The following is a 16,752-nucleotide window of genomic DNA, read 5'->3' as shown; positions in this document are numbered from 1 at the left end:
ATCTCCCTTCTATCTTGGTCTTCCAAAACCATAAAAGTGTGATTTCCAATATTTTGAATTTATTGATGTGTATTGAATTGGATCTCCTGCGTGAATCATCATTCCGTTACCTGCGTATATTCCTACATGAGATATTGGAGTTCCACTGTTATATGTTGAGTGGAAAAATATAATATCTCCAGGTTGAGCTTCACTTGGACTTACTGGATTACAATAGTCTTTGTATATTCTCCATGCAGTTGTTCTTGGCATTCTTTTTACACCAGACTTTGTAAATGACCAACATACAAATCCTGAGCAGTCAAAGTTAGATGGTCCACTTGCTCCAAACACATATCTTTTGCCTATATGTTTTTCTGCTTCATTAAATAAGGCTTTGGCAGTAGCTGAATCAAAAGCAAGACCAGGATTTCCAAAGTTTGGATTATCTACTATTTCTCCTAAGTCCCCACTACCTGATCCAAAAACATCTCCCATATTTCCTTTAGCTTCAAGAAGAGCTTCATAATGAACTACATTGTCTGGATAATCTTTAAATATTTCCCTAACAACTTCATCCATTTCTTTTTTCTTTAAAGTTACAATTAACTTTTTATATTCGTACTCTTCTTTTTCATAGCTAGTATAAGGATTGCCACGACTATCATATCTAGTTCTTGCTACTGTTCTTGTTCTAATCTCAATTTCTTCTTTAAAATCAAGCTTATACATCTTATCGAAAAGTTCTTTTAAAATTCCTTTTACTTCAGATGCTGATTTTACTTCTCCACATCTTGAAGTTATATAGGATAAAAGTTCATGGGTATTATGACCAATTTTTCCTTCTTTGTTTATGATATATTCGTCATATCCAGGATGACTTGTTTTTACACTTTCGATTTGTGATTGTAGGTCATATTCCATTGATGAAAATTCTTGATTAACTTCACTTAGAACTGTGTCTTGTGATAGGTATGTTGTTGTCATTACTGAGTTTACTGAATTGCTTAGTCCACTCATACCAACACTTCCACCACCAACCATGATTGATAGCATAAGACCTAGTCCTATTACTAAAAATAGAATTATCTTACTTTTTCTTACTATTAGTTCTTTAGAAGCCTTACCTAAACTTAAAATAGCTTTTTTAACCCTATCTACAAGTCTTGTTTCGTGCTTTTTAGCTATCATGCTTTTCATTTGTTTTCTTTGGTAAAACTTCTTAAATCTATTTTTCTTTATATAGGAGTCTGACTTTTTTAAATCTTCCAATCCACTTTTAAACTCCAACTTGCTTTTTCTCTTTCTTATTTTCTTATCAAGTTTAGATAGCTTTTTTAAGGACTTTTTCTTTTTATCTAGCTTATACTTCCTTATTCCATGCTGGAGTTTAGAGCTTACATTAGCGACTTTTTCTCCAGATTCTACACCAGTATTATCAGATCCTGAACTTAGATAATCTCTCACTAACTCTGATGACTTAGCTCCAGATAATAAAACCCCAGAAGATAGGCTTCCTTTAGTTTTATTCTTTAAGATATTATCCTTTAGCTTACTTTTAGACTTTTCAAGCTCTCCAATCTTTTTATCTGAGATAAAATCTTTAACATCTTGTGATTTCTTAGAATCTTTCGGTGTAGCTTTCTTAGATTCATTTTTTAAGTTATCAATTTTCTTTCGAGTGAATTTATCACTTTCATAATTTTTTCTCTTGTAGTAAGTCTTCTTTTTATTAACTTTCTTTTGTTCTGAAGTTTTAAGGCTTGTTTCTTTTTCATCTTTTATAAATTCTTGATTATTGTCTTTAAACTCAGGATTATCAAAAGTCTTATCTGTATCAACTCCGCTTAGCTTATTTTCTTTATCTATTTCATTAGAAATTTTTTCCTTATCCCTAAACTTCTTTTCTTGATAAAGCTTCTGCTTTTGCTTTTTATCGATACTAGTATTACTCTCGTTATTGCTTACTTCATCTTTAACAAGCTTATCTTTTCTATATACTCTCTTGCTTTTCTTTGCTTCGATAGGTTTATCTTCGCTTGTGTAGATTCGCTTAGACTCTTTCTCGTTGATTTTGTCTTGGAATTTATCCTTACTATGGATAAGTTTATCCTCATAATTTTTAAGAACTTGTCTTTTACTTGATGGCTTCTTATTGCTTATTACTTCAGAGTTAGCTGGAATATCATCTGTTGTTAATTTATTAGAATTAATATTTCTACTGTTTTCACTACCAAAATTCACCTTTTTGAAGTCTACATCTAACTCTTCATCAAGTTTAAAGCTTTCATCTGTCCTTATTTCAAGATTAGTTTGTTTTGTTTCTCCAGCCTTATCCTTATTATTTAAAACTTCTTTTCTGATTCTTTCCTTGTTTTTAGCCTTCTGAAAATCTTTTAGTTTATCTTGTTTTTGATCTTTAGCTAATATATTCTCATGGATAAGTTTAGATTCTTTTTCTGAAATTTTATCTCCGAACCTATCCTTAGTCTTAATAATCTTATTGGTATAATCATCTGAATGAACAAGTTTACTATCTATATTCTTTTCAGGAGCGTCCCTATTTCGGATAATTTTCTTTTGAAAATCTTTTTTTAGTTTTTTATCCATATCACACCTACTTAGCTTCTTCTGGTTTTGTTGTCATCAGCTTATATAGCATGGTGTCTTTAGGGAATTTATCTATAAAGGGAACAATGGTATTTCCAAAGAATAATAGTCCCTCACCTGCGTTTGAATTAGTAATATAGTTTAACTGATAAGGCGATATTTTTAATTTCTTAGCAAGAATATCCCTATCTCCAGATGCTTGATTTAACATTAGAACAAAGTCTGTATTATCAAAGATATTTTCAATTTCCTGACTTGTTAAAAGGTCTTTTACGTTTTGAGTTATACCTGTTGGAATACCGCCCCATTTTCTAAATCTTTTCCAGATTTCTACTGAATATGAAGCAGTTTGTGGGTCTTTTAATAAAAGATGGAACTCATCTATATAGTATCTAGTAGACTTGCTTCCTCTGTTTAGGGAAACCTTGTTCCAAACTTGGTCTTGAATTACAAGCATACCTATTTTTTTAAGTTGTGTTCCTAGCTCTTTTATATCAAAGCAAAGCAGTTGCCTATTTAGGTCAACATTTGACCTATTATTAAATACATTAAGACTTCCCTTAACATAAATTTCCATTTCTGTTGCGAGTTTTCTACCAACTCCCTCTTCTTGGGATAGGAGCATATCGTATAAATCTCCTAATATTGGCATATTTTCTGGTTTTGGGTCTTCAAAATATTTTTGGTATATCTTTGGTAAGCACCTATCTATAACAGATTTTTCTGCAGCAGTAAGACCAGATCCTCCTACCACGAGTTCAAGCATAGACATTATGAAGTTTGCCTTATCCTTTAAAGGTGCGTCCCCATCTCCATAGTTCATATTAATATCTAGTGGATTTAGATAGTCCTTTGACTTTGCTGAAACTTTAATAACTTCTCCATTAAATTGTTTTACAAGGTTTGAATACTCGCCTTCAGGATCACAAATAATTACATCATCATCTGTGACAAGAATTGCATTTGCCATCTCTCTCTTTGCTGAGAAAGATTTACCAGAACCTGGTGTACCTAATATTAATCCGTTAGGGTTCTTTAGTTTCTTCCTATCTGCCATTATCAAGTTTTGACTAAGGGCATTTAATCCATAGTACAAAGAATTTGCCGAATCAATAAATAGCTCTTCTGTTGTAAAAGGCATAAAAACTGCCGTTGATGATGAGGTTAAAAATCTTTTTATCTCGACTTGATTAACTCCTAAAGGTAAGGCAGAAACAAGTCCTTGTTCTTGTTGGTGAGATAATCTTTTTACCTGACAATTATGTCTATTTGCAATTGATGATATTTGAGCAATGGTGTTTTCTAATTTTTGATTAGTCCTAGCAAAATTCATCATTACTATGGTAACTACAAAGAGCCTTTCATCTCTATTTTGTAAGTCAGATAACATGGACTTAACATCAGCCCCAAAAGTATTTATATCTGATGGAATAATATCCATATCATATCCAGCACGAACTGCTTTCTTTTGTTCTTCAATTTTCATTCTGTCTAGGTCTGTGTTCTTTCTCTTAATAAGTTTTATAGCTTCTGCTTGTTCAACTACATCTATATGAAAAGCTACATAAATATTGTCATCAATATCTAAAAACTCAGATAACATTCTGTCTGATAACTCGCTTGCTAGTATTTGAAAATGACTTACTGCTCCAATGAATTTGCCAAATTTAAAATTATTTGCTGGTGCAAAATTAAAGATATTGGGAGTTATATGTGATTTTGTAGACTCTTTTTTCTTCAAATCTTTATATGAAAAATCAAAGTTTTTGTCTGGATTTAACATATCGTGAACAAGTCTTAGTATTTCTTCGCCATCAAGGCTCTCAGCTCTTACTCCCATAGATTTAAAGTTGGATAAAATATCTACTTCAAGTCTATTTAGCTTTGCCCTTGCTTGCTCTAGGTTATCGGCTTCTGTGGTGAAGGTTATATACTTCATCTTTTTAAGTCCGTTATTGCCCTTTGCAAGTTGAAGCTTTAACATCTCCCTAAACTCTTTTCTTACATCGTCATAGAAGTCTCCCTTATCAGCAATTTTAATTGCATCTTGTAGGTCTTTATTTCTTCCTAATTGATTTACATACGAAAGTTCAATGTGGACACTTGGATCAAAAGAATTTAAAAAGTTGGCAAATTGGTTAAAGATTAAATCTCTATCTTCTTCCAATGCCAACTGGTAATTTATATCTTGAAATGAAATTGTCTTTGAATAATTTTTTTCATCTAACTGGCAAATGCCCTCTGGTAACATTCTTATATAGGGAATTGTATCCTCAACAGTAAATCTCTTTTTCTCTTTATTTAAAATTACACTTAGAAGACTATTTGTTGGATCTTTCTTTGTTTTTAGCTTTCTTACTTCCTTTCGGTCTTTTTTTAATTGTTTTTCCCTTAGATTTAAGTCGCTGATTTGCTTTTTTCTTTGCTTCAAGGTATGCCTCCTTTCTTATTCTCTTAGTTGGTTGATAAAACTTATGAAGATAGAAAAATCTAAAATATTTTTCAAAAGTTAAAGTGTCTTTTTCATATAAGGTTATAAAAAAGATTGGTAGGGTTACTATTAGCATTACAATAATTGAAACATCATTAGGTAGATATTTCTTCATAAATAAATAGATTGGTATGCCAATTAGTCCTGCCACAGAAAAACCTATAAGTTGTCTTTTAGTTAAGTTAAAGGCAACCTTTGTTTTAATCTTGTCCAAATCTTTTGGTATTGGTACATACGCCATTTTAATCTCCCTCTACTTCTTCTTTAGAAAGTTCAAGTATATGGTCATAATTAGATGTTGTTTCCTCTTCTAGGTAGTTAATTCTTTCTTCTAATTCTTCTTGTTTTTCTTCATTTCTGTCATTGTATTCTCCTTGATACATAACAAATTCATTGTGACATCTTCCGAGTCTATTTATTCTCCTCTTTAAGTTTCTAATCTCTTCATTTCTTTTCTTCTCTTTTAAGATTTCATAAGTTCCTCCCAATAAAATTCCAAGTCCCAATAAAGCACAATTTTTCTTTTTTAACATTTATTCCTCCTAGTGCGTATTCATAATACTTTTTGCAACTGTTCCACTCTTAAACATCATAAGTCCAAGTAGTAGAGCATATCCTAATATACTAAACAAGCTTGCGTGAATATCTGTAATCTGTACCGTTCTTATTAAAACGGTGTAGATACCTAAACATATCATCAAAAACAAACCTTGTAGTCCCAAGGCAAAAAGTCCCTTGATATAATTTGTTCCAATCTGACCCCATTCTTTATTTCCCATAGTCGCAAATGGTATGGATGATACTGATGAGTAGACATATATTTCAAACATACGCCCATATACTATTAAGGTAATAGTTAAAGATATACATTGAATTGCAATCCTTACAAGGCTTGTTTCAACTAATATCATTAAAAGCTCACCTATTTCTTTTTCTTTTAATGTATCAACCATTGCAACTATCTGATCTCCTGAAACAGTGGCAGAAGTAGTAATTACCCCTGCCGCTTTGTTTACAAGATTTTGTGCCACATCAAAGACTGCCATTGAAAATTCAAAGGCATGGCTTGCAAGGTAGACTGCTATAAACATCTTTATAATGTATTTGAAAAACTCAAAAGTATCTGTATCGTGCATATTATTCTTTTGCATAACCATATTTATGAGTTCAATACATAAAACTGCTGTTATGATAAGACCTGCTATTGGAACAATCACATTATCATTAATGTTTTTTATGAAGTTGTATACTTCTCCATTCCAACCCATTGGTGTCTTCCCAACATCAGTTGCAATAACTCCTACCTTGTCATTTATATCTAAGAACATGGACTCAAGATTTGCTTTGATACCTCCGAGTAGCATATCCTTAAAAAATTCAGTTAGCTTGTCAAAGATACCAAACATAGACTTTCTCCTAATTTAAAACATTTGCAAGTAGTGGAATTAATTTAATACCGATTAGTACAATTCCTCCACCAGCCATAAGCTGCTTAATACCTTGAGATTTAGCACCAGGGTTATCATTACCATAACCTTCCATTAAGTTAATAACTCCCCATGCACCTAAACCTGCACCAATTGCAGTTACAAGTGTCTTTAAAACTCCAACTCCAGCTGTAAAAAATTCCATATTATTCCTCCTCGTTTTCTTTCTTATTTTCTATTTTATTTAGTGATTTAACTATAAAATTCTTGTAGACCTTATCTCCTTTTTGATTTTCTTTGAAATATCCAAAGACATGGATTAGATCTCCTTTTTCAAATTCTTTTACAATTTCTACCTTTTCTCCATATACTGAGCAATTTGTATATTCTTTGCCCTTGCCATAATTTTTTACAAGAGCAAAATTTGCTACTTGAACACTTTCTCCATCTTTTTCAAATTCTGAAAATTCAGCTTCCTTAACTAAATTTGCATTAATATTTATCATTTCTCTATCCATTAATTTCTTCTCCTTAATCTATAAATTTCAATTAAAAAAGCGACTGAACAGTTAATTCCAACCGCTAAATGCCTTATATATTAAATTGTTTTAAGTGGGACTTCTTATCCTTATCATTTTAACCTCCTAATTTTGAGTATAAAAAAAGACGATAGAGTTTTTAATTTCTATCGCCTATTAATACCTTCTTTCTAATCTTCTAAAATCGATACTTCAAGATCTATCGCTTTAAATTTAACATTTATTCCTACTTCTTCTTTTACTGTTTTTTCAAATAGATCAGCTATATCATATGGGGACATATCATATATATCTTCATACCATTCATTGTTTTCATCGTACATTGTCTCACATATTGCTTCAATATAATTTTTCTTATCCCTTGTGAGTTCCGTATCACTTTCTAGAATAAACTGCTCACCATTTATATTTAATATAATTAAAGATGATTTTCTATTTTCACACATTTTACTTTCTCCATAAACTCAAATGTTTAACCTATTTATTTTATAACTTGATTTTAACTTTACCTTATCTCTATTTGTTAGATACTCTTCCACATCAAACAAGTTCTTCTTATCATAATCTTCTAACAACTTGTAATTCTTATGCTTTGTAATATCAAATTTATCAGACAAGAAAGGTCTTACTCCTCTCAGCTGGTATATACACTTTCCACCATCCATTACAGTTATTTCATCTTGGCTCATAAGTTCCTTTCCAGTCTTTTGGTAATTTAGACCAAAAGATTTTTGATTTGATCTTGTTTCTGATGTGTTATATAGGTCTATGGTTTCTTTTCCTAAGGTTTCTGATAATTCTTTTACTGTTGTTTTTTCTTTTCCTCCTAAAAAGAGTGTGGAGTCACAGTTACCAACTATTGTATCTGCATGGTCTTTGTAAATTGCTTTTAATTGAGATTGTGCTTGCAGTATTATGCTTGCTGATATTTCTCTTGAACGAATTGTTGCTATTAATTTTTCAAATTTAGGAATTAAGCCAATATTTGCAAACTCATCAAGTAGACACCTAACATGAACTGGAAGTCTTCCACCATACACATCATCTGCCTTATCACATAGTAAATTAAATAATTGGGAATACATTATTGAGACTACAAAGTTAAAAGTATCATCAGTATCTGATATTATTACAAATAAAGCAGTTTTTCTATCTCCAATTTTATCGAGTTCTAATTCATCTTCGCTCATTAGTTCTCTAAGCTCTCTTATATCAAAAGGTGCAAGTCTTGCTCCACAAGATATTAGAATTGACTTGGCAGTTTTTCCTGTAACAACTTGTCAAGGACTTTCTAATCATTTTTATGAGGTTTTTTATCTTTTTCTCGCTCCATTTCTCTAAGCATTATCCTTTTCAATTTATCTTGCATAGTTTCAGTCGCATTTTCATTAAAGTGAACAACAACCTCATAAGTTGCTTTACCAATTTTCTTTATAGTTTTTATCCCTGTATTCTGTTCATTTTTATTTTCGTGCATATTATTTTCCTCCTATTAGTTGCAATTAAAAAAGACGATAGAGTTTTATTTCTACCGCCTTTCACAAGTTTTATAGCTATTCACTGAATAACGCTTTACCATTTACATATTAAATTTTCAAATCCTTATTGTTCAGCATTCCGCCAAACATCGTATGATACATATCTTTAGAAGATTCTTCTATCTTGGTAATACTTGATATTTTATTTCCCGCATCCTTTGACGAAGCTCCGCAAAGATAAAAGGCTTCATTTTCTGTTCCAAAGTCTATTGCTATATATCTATCGTGATATTTTTCCCCTGCGACTTTCATCTTAAGATTGATATTAGGATAGTCTTTTCTAAAATCATCTAAGATGTTTTTTGTAAGCATATCCTTGTTCTTAACATTATCACTAAAGACTATGATTTGAGTCTTATCTCTTGCAGCTCTTAAAAGTTCCAATGTTTTAAGTCCTATATAGTTATCTATAACATAAATGCTTTTCTTTGCTGATTTATATATTTTTGTATAGGCAACATCAGCTTCTATCTTATCTCCATTCATCAAGAGGAAATGTTTATATGTTTCCGGGTCTATAAAATTATCCATTACCTTTTTCAAATCTTCTTTAGTAGCCATTTGCGACTTTATTTCAGCTATATCATTTGTGTTTTGATTTGTTTGAATTGCTATTTGTACTAATTCTTTTGAACCGATAAAATCTTGGTTTTCAATGATGAAGTCTTTCATCTGCTTAAACATTCGTATTAAAGCCTTGCTCTGTTTAACGGCAAGTTCTCCCCTTAATACAGTCATAAGCATATAAATACCCTGCTCTGTAAAAGCATAAGGATTGTATTTAATATTACTTCCTCTACCAGTCCCTCTGTTCAAGGTGAAATTTTTGCACCTTGAAAGTTCTACCATTTCTTCGTCCGTTAATTGGAACATGAAGTCTTCACCTTCAAATTTTTCTGCGTTGTTTTTCACCTGTCTATTAAAGTTTTTGTTTCATAACCATATATTTCAGCTAAATCTGCATCAAGCATTACTTTTTGCCCACGAATAAGATATATTTTTTCTTGTATAGTTTTATCATCTACAATAACTATCTCTTTATTTTCTTCTGCCATGAAATGCACCTCCAACATTATCTAAATTCTTTTCCAATTCGCCACGCACTGCGTAGCTTTTTGAATAAGTCTTATATTCTTTTATATTTTTCTACTCCGCCTTCAGCTTTTCCGATGTGTTCCACATTTTTTACAAGTCCCTTATTTACATTTTCATAAAACCATCTGCCAATCAATGCCGGCGGTGTTGCGATTAACTCTCTCAAAACAAATTCTTTGCCCTTCGGTAAAGAGCTAATTTTGTTTAATAAGGTAGTATATAGGTCAGCATAGCTTGTATTTTCTTGTAAACTGCTACACTTACAATATTCAGTAACGCTTGGGAAACCTCCCTCTATTGCTTTTTTAGTTAAAATTTCAAGTTCTTCATCGGTTACAGTAAATTGAATTCGCATTTATATATCCTCTCCTTATAACTGAGTTTATTACCATATCACTATCATTTTATCATAAATACGATATTTTTTTCATACTGCAATTTTAAGCCCTATTTTACACTTAGCTATAGTCTGATACCTATTTTATCATTAACGCTCTAAAACACCTTTCCACCGTCTTATACGAGGTCTACAAGTGTTCCCCTTGTCATAATCTTCAAAGGTATATACTTTTGATTTATGGCTTTCTTTTAATTTACCTTTATCTTGCTCATACCAATGAACTAAGGTCGCATAATGATCTTTATAGTTTCTTCCCGTGCTTTGCATATAGGTTGACAGCTTCTCTATCATTTCTTCCCTATGACCTTGCATTTTATCCTTTAACTTCCCATATTCTTCATCGGTTAAGGAAACATTTTTATATTCTCCATAAAGGGAGGGGATATTTTTTCTATCTCCCCCTCTTTCTCTAACTCTATATCTATCTCTTTATCTATCTCTATATCTCCGTTGCAGTTTTGTTGCAAAAGGTTGCAAGGTGTTGCACTGGTGTTGCATTGCAACGCTTTTTGTCCTCTCGATTTTCTTGAACGCCTTGTAGAAGCTGTTTCTGAACCTATAAGACTTGGGATTTCTGTTAAAAAATACTCGTCATTTTCTGTGATTATCTCCATCAATCCTTGTGCTACAAGATAATTTACTGTAACCATTACATCATCTTCCGTTTCATCAATCGTTAATGCAAGCTCCTTGATAAAGTCTGTTTCTACTCCGTCATAATACAGCTTCCCACTATCTTTTAAGCTAAGTAAAAGCAATTTGAGGTAAATGATTGTATAGGTATCTCCTCCTGATATTTTTCTTAGCCTTTTGATTCTCTTATCTGTAAAAAAATCTTCTTTCAATTTTAACCAATAGTATCTTCTGTTGTCTGCCATTTTTATCTTTCCTCCCCTTTATTTTTATAATTTTCTTTAGCCTTTTCCTTGGCTTTTTGTTTGTACTGCCTCTTTATTTCCTCTTGCTCTTGGAATTTTTTCAGTTGTGCAATTACGCTTGGTTTATCTCCTCTCTTAATCGCCTTGTCAATCTCTATGGATAAATCTATTCCATACTCATCATTGACAATCTTTACTGCATATTTGATATGGTCTATCTGCTTAAATTCATCTTGTACTTTAGCTTTATCTTCGCTTAAGTCTTGTATCTCTTTTTCAAGGCTTGATATTTCTTTTTGCCAATCACTTAATTTTATGGCTGATGTCCCGGTAAATTTTTCTATAATCTTTCTTGCTCTTTGGTACTTATCTATTTCCTTTTTATGGGAATTGTAAAAGCTGTCTTTGAATATGGTTTTGCTTTTGTATTCCTGATAGACTTCTTTATTTTCTTTGATAGAGTCTATGCAACTTACACATTGATTTAGGTCTTTTATTCTTTGTGTTTTATCTTGAATATCACCACTTATTTTTTTACTTTGCTTTGCCAGTTCAAAGACTTTTTCTTGTAGGTCGGCTATGGTTTTAAGATGATTATCTTTCAAATAGTAGATTGCTTTTACAAATCTCTTTAGGTCTGCATTTCCCTTTTTTATCTGTCCATAGTAGGATAGATTTTTTGTTTTTCTCCCTGTATTTCGTTGTAGATAGAAATATACTCATAGAGATTAAAGAGTTCCGCCTTGTTCTCCAGTTCATCTTTTTTGGTCTGTTTATACTCATCATATTTTACTTGCAGACTTCCAAGTAACGAGCCTATCCAAAAAGTGATTTCTTTTATCTTGTTCTTAATGGCTTTTACTAAGGAGTTATGCTTTTTAATTTCTCTATTGATATTTCCCTTATCCGTTTCAATGCCTTTTCTTTCTAAGGCACTTGCACTTGCTCCCATATGAATGGTTGGAATTTCTTCTATCCCTTGTCTTTTGTAGGAACGATGATCCACTCTCTTTTCCTGATGATTTTTTCTAAATACTGATTACAAAGACTTGCAAAATTCTCTCTCCATTTCTCTGCGTTTCCTTTATTGTTCCAGTCTGTCAGCTCTACTTTTCTTGATTTATAGTTTCCGCTTTTCAGTTTTATCTTTTCTCCGTTTTCATCAAGGATATATTCTTTTTTGCTTTTTGCCTGCCACTCTCCTTTTCATTGATTGGTCTAAGAGTAGTCATAATATGGGCATGGATATTATTATTTTCTTCATCACTTTCATCATGGATTGCAAGGTCTGCTATCATTCCTTTTGATACAAAATGTTCTTGTATGAAGTCGGTAATGAGTTTCTTGTTTCTTCAAAGGATAATTCTTTTGGTAGAGCAATGATAAAATTTCTTGCAAGCTGTGCATTGCTTGCTTTCTCATTTAGTTCAACGCTGTTCCATAATGTAGTTCTATCTTTTAATGCTATGGGAACATTCTCCGGCAAGAAGATTTCTGAATGTAAAAGTCCCTTTTTATTATGGTAATCGTGAACTTCTCCGTCCCATTCATTTTTGATTTTCTCACAAGAGATATATGCTGCACTTGCAACTGCCGATTTACTTTTTCCTCTGCTTATCATAGAAATATTAAAGTGAAATGTTTCTGCCACTTTTAAGCTCCTTTCATTTTTGTTTGTTTTCAGGTAAAGGAAAAAGCAGACAGGTTATTTTTTGTATCTTTTCCTATCTACTTTATCCGTATGTTTTTATTAAGTTTTGGATTTTAAAGACTTGCTAAAATCCCTTAGTTTTTCAAAGGGCGCAATTATACACCCTAAAGGGTGCTTTGCGTTCTGCGAAGCTTTTTGCCCTTGCAGGGAGCTTCTGAAAAAACTAAGGTCTTTTATTTTATCTACTCTATGTCTGTTTCATCTTCCATATCTTTCCCATTTATCATTTCTTCATAGGCTTGTCTGTATTCTTCTGTGTGAGTAGAGATATTTAACAGTTTTTCTATCTCCTCATTGGTAAATATTAGAGGATTTTTAATGACCCTTTCTACTATCAATCCCCTTTGTATGAGCCTGTGATTTCTTCTTTTTCGTTCCTTTTCATTTGCCAGTTTTTCTAATTTTTTGCCTTGATTTTGTAATTGTTTCAGCTTTACATCGCACTTTTCTCTTTCTTCCTGAAGTTCAGAAATTTGTTCCTGTACTTCCTGTAATGTTTTTTCTTTCTTCATTTTTAATTCCTCCGTTTTGGTATCTGCTTGTTTCCATAAAGAAAGGTTAAGCACCTTTTTTGACACTTAACCTTTCCAAGTTTTTAGATTTTATCTTCTAAAATCTTTCTCAGTTTTTCTAAAATCCTATCCCTCCTCCCACTGATTGCTTGATGTGTAACTTTCTCTCTTCTGCTGATTGACCTTAGACTTTCTTCTTTGTAGAAGATGGCTTCCATTAGTTCTCGTTCTTCTTTTGTAAGAGTATTTAATGCTTTATGAAGTTCTTCAATTCGCATTTTTACTTCTACAATTTTTTCTAAGTCTATCTTTTCATCTATGATGTTATCTACAAAGTGTCCATCATGATCCAGTGCCGAAAATGGTATTACATTATGCTTCCAATCTTTTCTTTGGAGATACTTTTCATGCTCTGTTATCTTCCAATAGGCTTTGTAGACTTCTTCACTTACAGGTACGGCTTTGCCTTTTACATAAAGGTAATATTCTTTCTTTGCCACTTAGTCATCCTCCTTTTTAAGTTCTCTGTTTTGGTTTTGAGAATAAAAAAGGAGGACTTCTACACTTTGGCGTAAAAAGTCCTCTCGGCTTAAAAACTAATGTTTTATATAATTTTCTATTTGGTCGTTTCTGGTAAAGTATTATTGCTATGTGTAAGCAATTCCAAGAATAAAAAAGGATAATTATATCGTTCTGTGAAAACCGAAACTATAAGTTTTGACATAATTATCCCTCCATTATTTTCCCTCCTAAGTAAATTTATTATTAAATCACTCCTGCTTTTTCAAAATGCTTTTTGAGTATCTTTGTTGCAACGAATGCTCCTATGCAAGCAAGAACAAATGTTATCAAGGCAAAGCCTACTGCCCATGAAACTTTGAAATAAGATAATGCTTCATTTATTTGTGCTTCACTCATTTTCCATTTTGATGCTCTTTCCACAAAAGAAGCTGTTCCGAATAAAATCACAGGAATTACTGTCCCTAAAAAATCCGCTAATGCAAATATCCCCTATCCAATAATCATTCGTCCCTTGCTCTCATAATTTCCTATAATCAAATCACATATAATTCCACCGATTACAGCAAAGACTGCATGAGGCAAATGTCCTCCTGACAATGCAATTAAACCAAGAAGCGTTCCTGATATTGTAAATACGCCCTTCTTTTTAACTTTCAAAGCCATAAGGATATAAACGGTAGCAGCTACCATAAAGCTAACTCCTGAAGCAATAAATCCTCCAATCACTGTTGTTGCCATAGCAAATGCAACCGCCATGTATATGACAATTCCAATTGCATTAAAGATTCCGATTGTAATAAAATCACGACCATTTAATTTGTTTTTCATAAAAGTCCTCCTAATAAATTTTCTGTATTACTATCACAAGAGCAATCATCAAAGCTCCTAATAGTCCAATCAACAAATCCGTTGTTCTAAACCTCAATTTTGTTAATGTAACCCTGTTCTCATCACTATCAAGTCCTCTAATGAGTGCTGAAGCTGACAGTTCATCTGAAATCTTAATCATTCTCATTAAAAGCGGAACAAGCGTATATTCAATATATTTAATTGGATGTAGCAAGGGAAAAAATCTACTTGTTACGATTCCTCGAATCTTCATATTCTCTTTTAATGCCTTGAGTTCTATTTTTATAGTTGGTACAAACCTAAGCAAAACACTAAAAGGTATACCAATGCTTCTTGGTACTTTCATTCTATTTAATGCTTCAAGCATTTCACTTACACTTGTAGTCTTTGTTATATATCCACCAAACATAGCAATTAAGGTCATCCTTGATGCAAAGTAAATAAACATATATATTGCAAATACGATACTTGCTTCACAAAACTTTCCAAGCCATAACTCTATGCAGTATAAAATCACAAAAAACAAAATAAAGCGTAATGCTCTTTTCCACATACTGCTGTATACATACAGAAAAAAGGCAAAGAGAATCAGTCCGAAAAGTAGAATTGTATCGCTTATAAAAAAGCTCGTAAATCCAACAATTGGAAGTAGAGTAAGTTTTATTCTCGGATCGACTGTTTTTCTATCCATCAAGTTATCTACCTCCTCTCATCTTGTCCAATATGAGAATTTTATTACTTTCACTCATATTCAAAACACTTTCTATTTTTCCATCTCCCATTACCCAGAGCTTACTCACTGTGTTCGCTAAAAACTCAAAATCATGACTTATCACCAAAACTGTTGTTCCATTTTTTAATTGTTCTTCAATTAATTTTGCCACTGAAAGCATTGAGTCTTTATCACAACCTGATGTTGGTTCATCATAGATAAAAACTTTTGCCTGTTTCATCATTCCACAAGCTATTGTGAGTCTTTGTTTTTCTCCTCTTGATAAAGCAAACGGATGCTTATCAATGTATTTATCTAAGCCAAGTACATTCAAAATAGACTTTGCCTTTTGAGTATTTTCTTTTTTATCTTTACTTGAAATACCAAGCAGCATTTCATCAAGTACACTTTCCGAAAACAACTGATAGTCTGAATCTTGAAAGACAAAATATGACATATCCATTAAATCTTTATGATTAAGCGAATTATCTTTCCCCGTCCATATCTTCCCCTCTTTTATCTTCTCAAGTCCTGAAATCACTCTTGCAAAGGTAGTTTTTCCGGTACCATTTAAGCCGATAAGACCAATGGCTATTCCGCACTCCATATTGAAATCAAGATGATTTAAGATGTATTGATTTTGCTTATTTCCAACCTTAGTTGCACTTGGGTAACAAAATTTCAAGCCTTTCCCACTGATACTTTCATCATTTAATTGATATAAATCTTTCTTCTCACTTATCCTGTATTCTTTTAATTCAAGAGTTCTTAGTCCATTATCATCCCAAAACTTCCCTTCAAGATGGATAACTTCTTCCCGACTCAAGTCCTGTGCAATCTCTCCATCTTTAACCAAAAGAAAACGGTCAAATAAAGATTTTACATAGTACAAACGATGTTCAATTAGAACAACAGTTGTTCCCTTTTTCTTTAATTTTTCCAAAATTAAAAATAGGTCAAATGTTGCTTTCATATCCAAATTTGCTGAAGGCTCATCTAAAATTAAAACTTTCGGATTCATTGCATAGATGCTTGCAATAGCTATCTTTTGTTTCTGCCCGCTTGATAATTCAAAAACAGATTTTCCTTTCAGTTCCTCAATATCCAGCTCTGCATATACTTCTTCTACTCTCTGTTTGATTTCATATCTTGATTTGCAGATAGTTTGAAGCCCAAAAGCTATTTCTTCATCTGTCGTTGTCGTGAAAAATTGACTTCTTGGATCTTGAAATACAGTACCTACAATACGCCCTATTTCATGAAGCGATAATTTGCTTATATCTTTTCCGGACGCAAAGGCTTCCCCTTTCATTTTGCCTTTGTAATAATGTGGAATAAGACCATTCATCACACTTCCAAGAGTACTTTTACCACTTCCACTTTTCCCTGAAATTAAAACAAATTCACCTTTTCTAATTTCAAGATTGACATTTTTTAAAGCAGTTCGTCCATCTTCCCATTCATAATAAACATTTTTTAGCAAAATCAT

Annotated in this window: 14 protein-coding genes and 5 pseudogenes; all 19 read right to left on the bottom strand. The window is 32.2% G+C overall.

Translation table 11 applies throughout. From position 1 onward, the window contains the following. Positions 1–9: 9 nt before the first annotated feature. The 19 genes and pseudogenes from I6H46_RS05970 to I6H46_RS05875 all read right to left on the bottom strand — a co-directional run bounded on the left by I6H46_RS05970 (position 10) and on the right by I6H46_RS05875 (position 16,752). The gene (locus I6H46_RS05970) at positions 10–2,589 is read right to left on the bottom strand and encodes a C40 family peptidase (protein WP_019118545.1); all 2,580 of its coding nucleotides are present in this window, start codon (positions 2,587–2,589) and stop codon (positions 10–12) included. Positions 2,590–2,596: 7 nt separating this feature from the next. Further along, the gene (locus I6H46_RS05965; protein ID WP_407648126.1) at positions 2,597–4,999 is read right to left on the bottom strand and encodes a VirB4-like conjugal transfer ATPase, CD1110 family; all 2,403 of its coding nucleotides are present in this window, start codon (positions 4,997–4,999) and stop codon (positions 2,597–2,599) included. After that, entirely contained in the window at positions 4,911–5,321 is a 411-nt protein-coding gene (locus I6H46_RS05960; protein ID WP_004812226.1) for a PrgI family protein, read from the bottom strand. Before I6H46_RS05960 ends, I6H46_RS05965 begins: the two co-directional genes overlap by 89 nt. A 1-nt stretch (position 5,322) precedes the next feature. Further along, positions 5,323–5,613, bottom strand: a complete 291-nt coding sequence (locus I6H46_RS05955) for a hypothetical protein (protein ID WP_000914151.1) — start codon at positions 5,611–5,613, stop codon at positions 5,323–5,325. 9 nt (positions 5,614–5,622) lie between these two features. Beyond that, positions 5,623–6,486 carry a VirB6/TrbL-like conjugal transfer protein, CD1112 family gene (locus tag I6H46_RS05950; protein WP_000466917.1) on the bottom strand — a complete coding sequence of 288 codons (864 nt, stop codon included), beginning with the start codon at positions 6,484–6,486 and terminating at the stop codon, positions 5,623–5,625. Between the two features lie 10 nt (positions 6,487–6,496). Then, the gene (locus I6H46_RS05945) at positions 6,497–6,712 is read right to left on the bottom strand and encodes a Maff2 family mobile element protein (RefSeq protein WP_012797151.1); all 216 of its coding nucleotides are present in this window, start codon (positions 6,710–6,712) and stop codon (positions 6,497–6,499) included. A gap of 1 nt (position 6,713) precedes the next feature. Next, entirely contained in the window at positions 6,714–7,025 is a 312-nt protein-coding gene (locus I6H46_RS05940) for a single-stranded DNA-binding protein (RefSeq protein WP_200225584.1), read from the bottom strand. 191 nt (positions 7,026–7,216) lie between these two features. Next, positions 7,217–7,492, bottom strand: coding sequence for a hypothetical protein (locus I6H46_RS05935; RefSeq protein ID WP_019118563.1), 276 nt, complete (start codon positions 7,490–7,492; stop codon positions 7,217–7,219). A gap of 18 nt (positions 7,493–7,510) precedes the next feature. Then, positions 7,511–8,326: pseudogene (locus tag I6H46_RS05930) on the bottom strand (VirD4-like conjugal transfer protein, CD1115 family); the annotation flags it as partial. 11 nt (positions 8,327–8,337) lie between these two features. Beyond that, the gene (locus I6H46_RS05925) at positions 8,338–8,523 is read right to left on the bottom strand and encodes a transposon-encoded TnpW family protein (RefSeq protein WP_002842105.1); all 186 of its coding nucleotides are present in this window, start codon (positions 8,521–8,523) and stop codon (positions 8,338–8,340) included. Positions 8,524–8,632: 109 nt separating this feature from the next. After that, positions 8,633–9,639, bottom strand: a pseudogene (locus tag I6H46_RS05920) (ORF6N domain-containing protein). Between the two features lie 71 nt (positions 9,640–9,710). Then, positions 9,711–10,034 carry a hypothetical protein gene (locus I6H46_RS05915; RefSeq protein ID WP_004830093.1) on the bottom strand — a complete coding sequence of 108 codons (324 nt, stop codon included), beginning with the start codon at positions 10,032–10,034 and terminating at the stop codon, positions 9,711–9,713. Positions 10,035–10,166: 132 nt separating this feature from the next. Beyond that, positions 10,167–10,957, bottom strand: a pseudogene (locus tag I6H46_RS05905) (phage replisome organizer N-terminal domain-containing protein). Between the two features lie 2 nt (positions 10,958–10,959). Continuing rightward, a pseudogene (gene mobQ / locus I6H46_RS05900) lies at positions 10,960–12,608 on the bottom strand (MobQ family relaxase). A 242-nt stretch (positions 12,609–12,850) separates the two neighbouring features. Continuing rightward, entirely contained in the window at positions 12,851–13,180 is a 330-nt protein-coding gene (locus tag I6H46_RS05895; RefSeq protein WP_009346081.1) for a DUF3847 domain-containing protein, read from the bottom strand. Between the two features lie 83 nt (positions 13,181–13,263). Further along, positions 13,264–13,680, bottom strand: coding sequence for a sigma factor-like helix-turn-helix DNA-binding protein (locus I6H46_RS05890; RefSeq protein ID WP_001074477.1), 417 nt, complete (start codon positions 13,678–13,680; stop codon positions 13,264–13,266). Positions 13,681–13,945: 265 nt separating this feature from the next. Continuing rightward, a pseudogene (locus tag I6H46_RS05885) lies at positions 13,946–14,530 on the bottom strand (MptD family putative ECF transporter S component). Positions 14,531–14,540: 10 nt separating this feature from the next. Then, on the bottom strand, positions 14,541–15,245 hold the full coding sequence (locus I6H46_RS05880) for an energy-coupling factor transporter transmembrane component T (protein WP_025194627.1): 705 nt from the start codon (positions 15,243–15,245) through the stop codon (positions 14,541–14,543). A 1-nt stretch (position 15,246) separates the two neighbouring features. Then, positions 15,247–16,752, bottom strand: a complete 1,506-nt coding sequence (locus tag I6H46_RS05875; RefSeq protein WP_002842626.1) for an ABC transporter ATP-binding protein — start codon at positions 16,750–16,752, stop codon at positions 15,247–15,249.

Source organism: Anaerococcus obesiensis, from assembly GCF_016599815.1.
Taxonomy (GTDB): domain Bacteria; phylum Bacillota; class Clostridia; order Tissierellales; family Peptoniphilaceae; genus Anaerococcus; species Anaerococcus vaginalis.
This window is presented reverse-complemented; position numbering and strand designations above follow the sequence as displayed.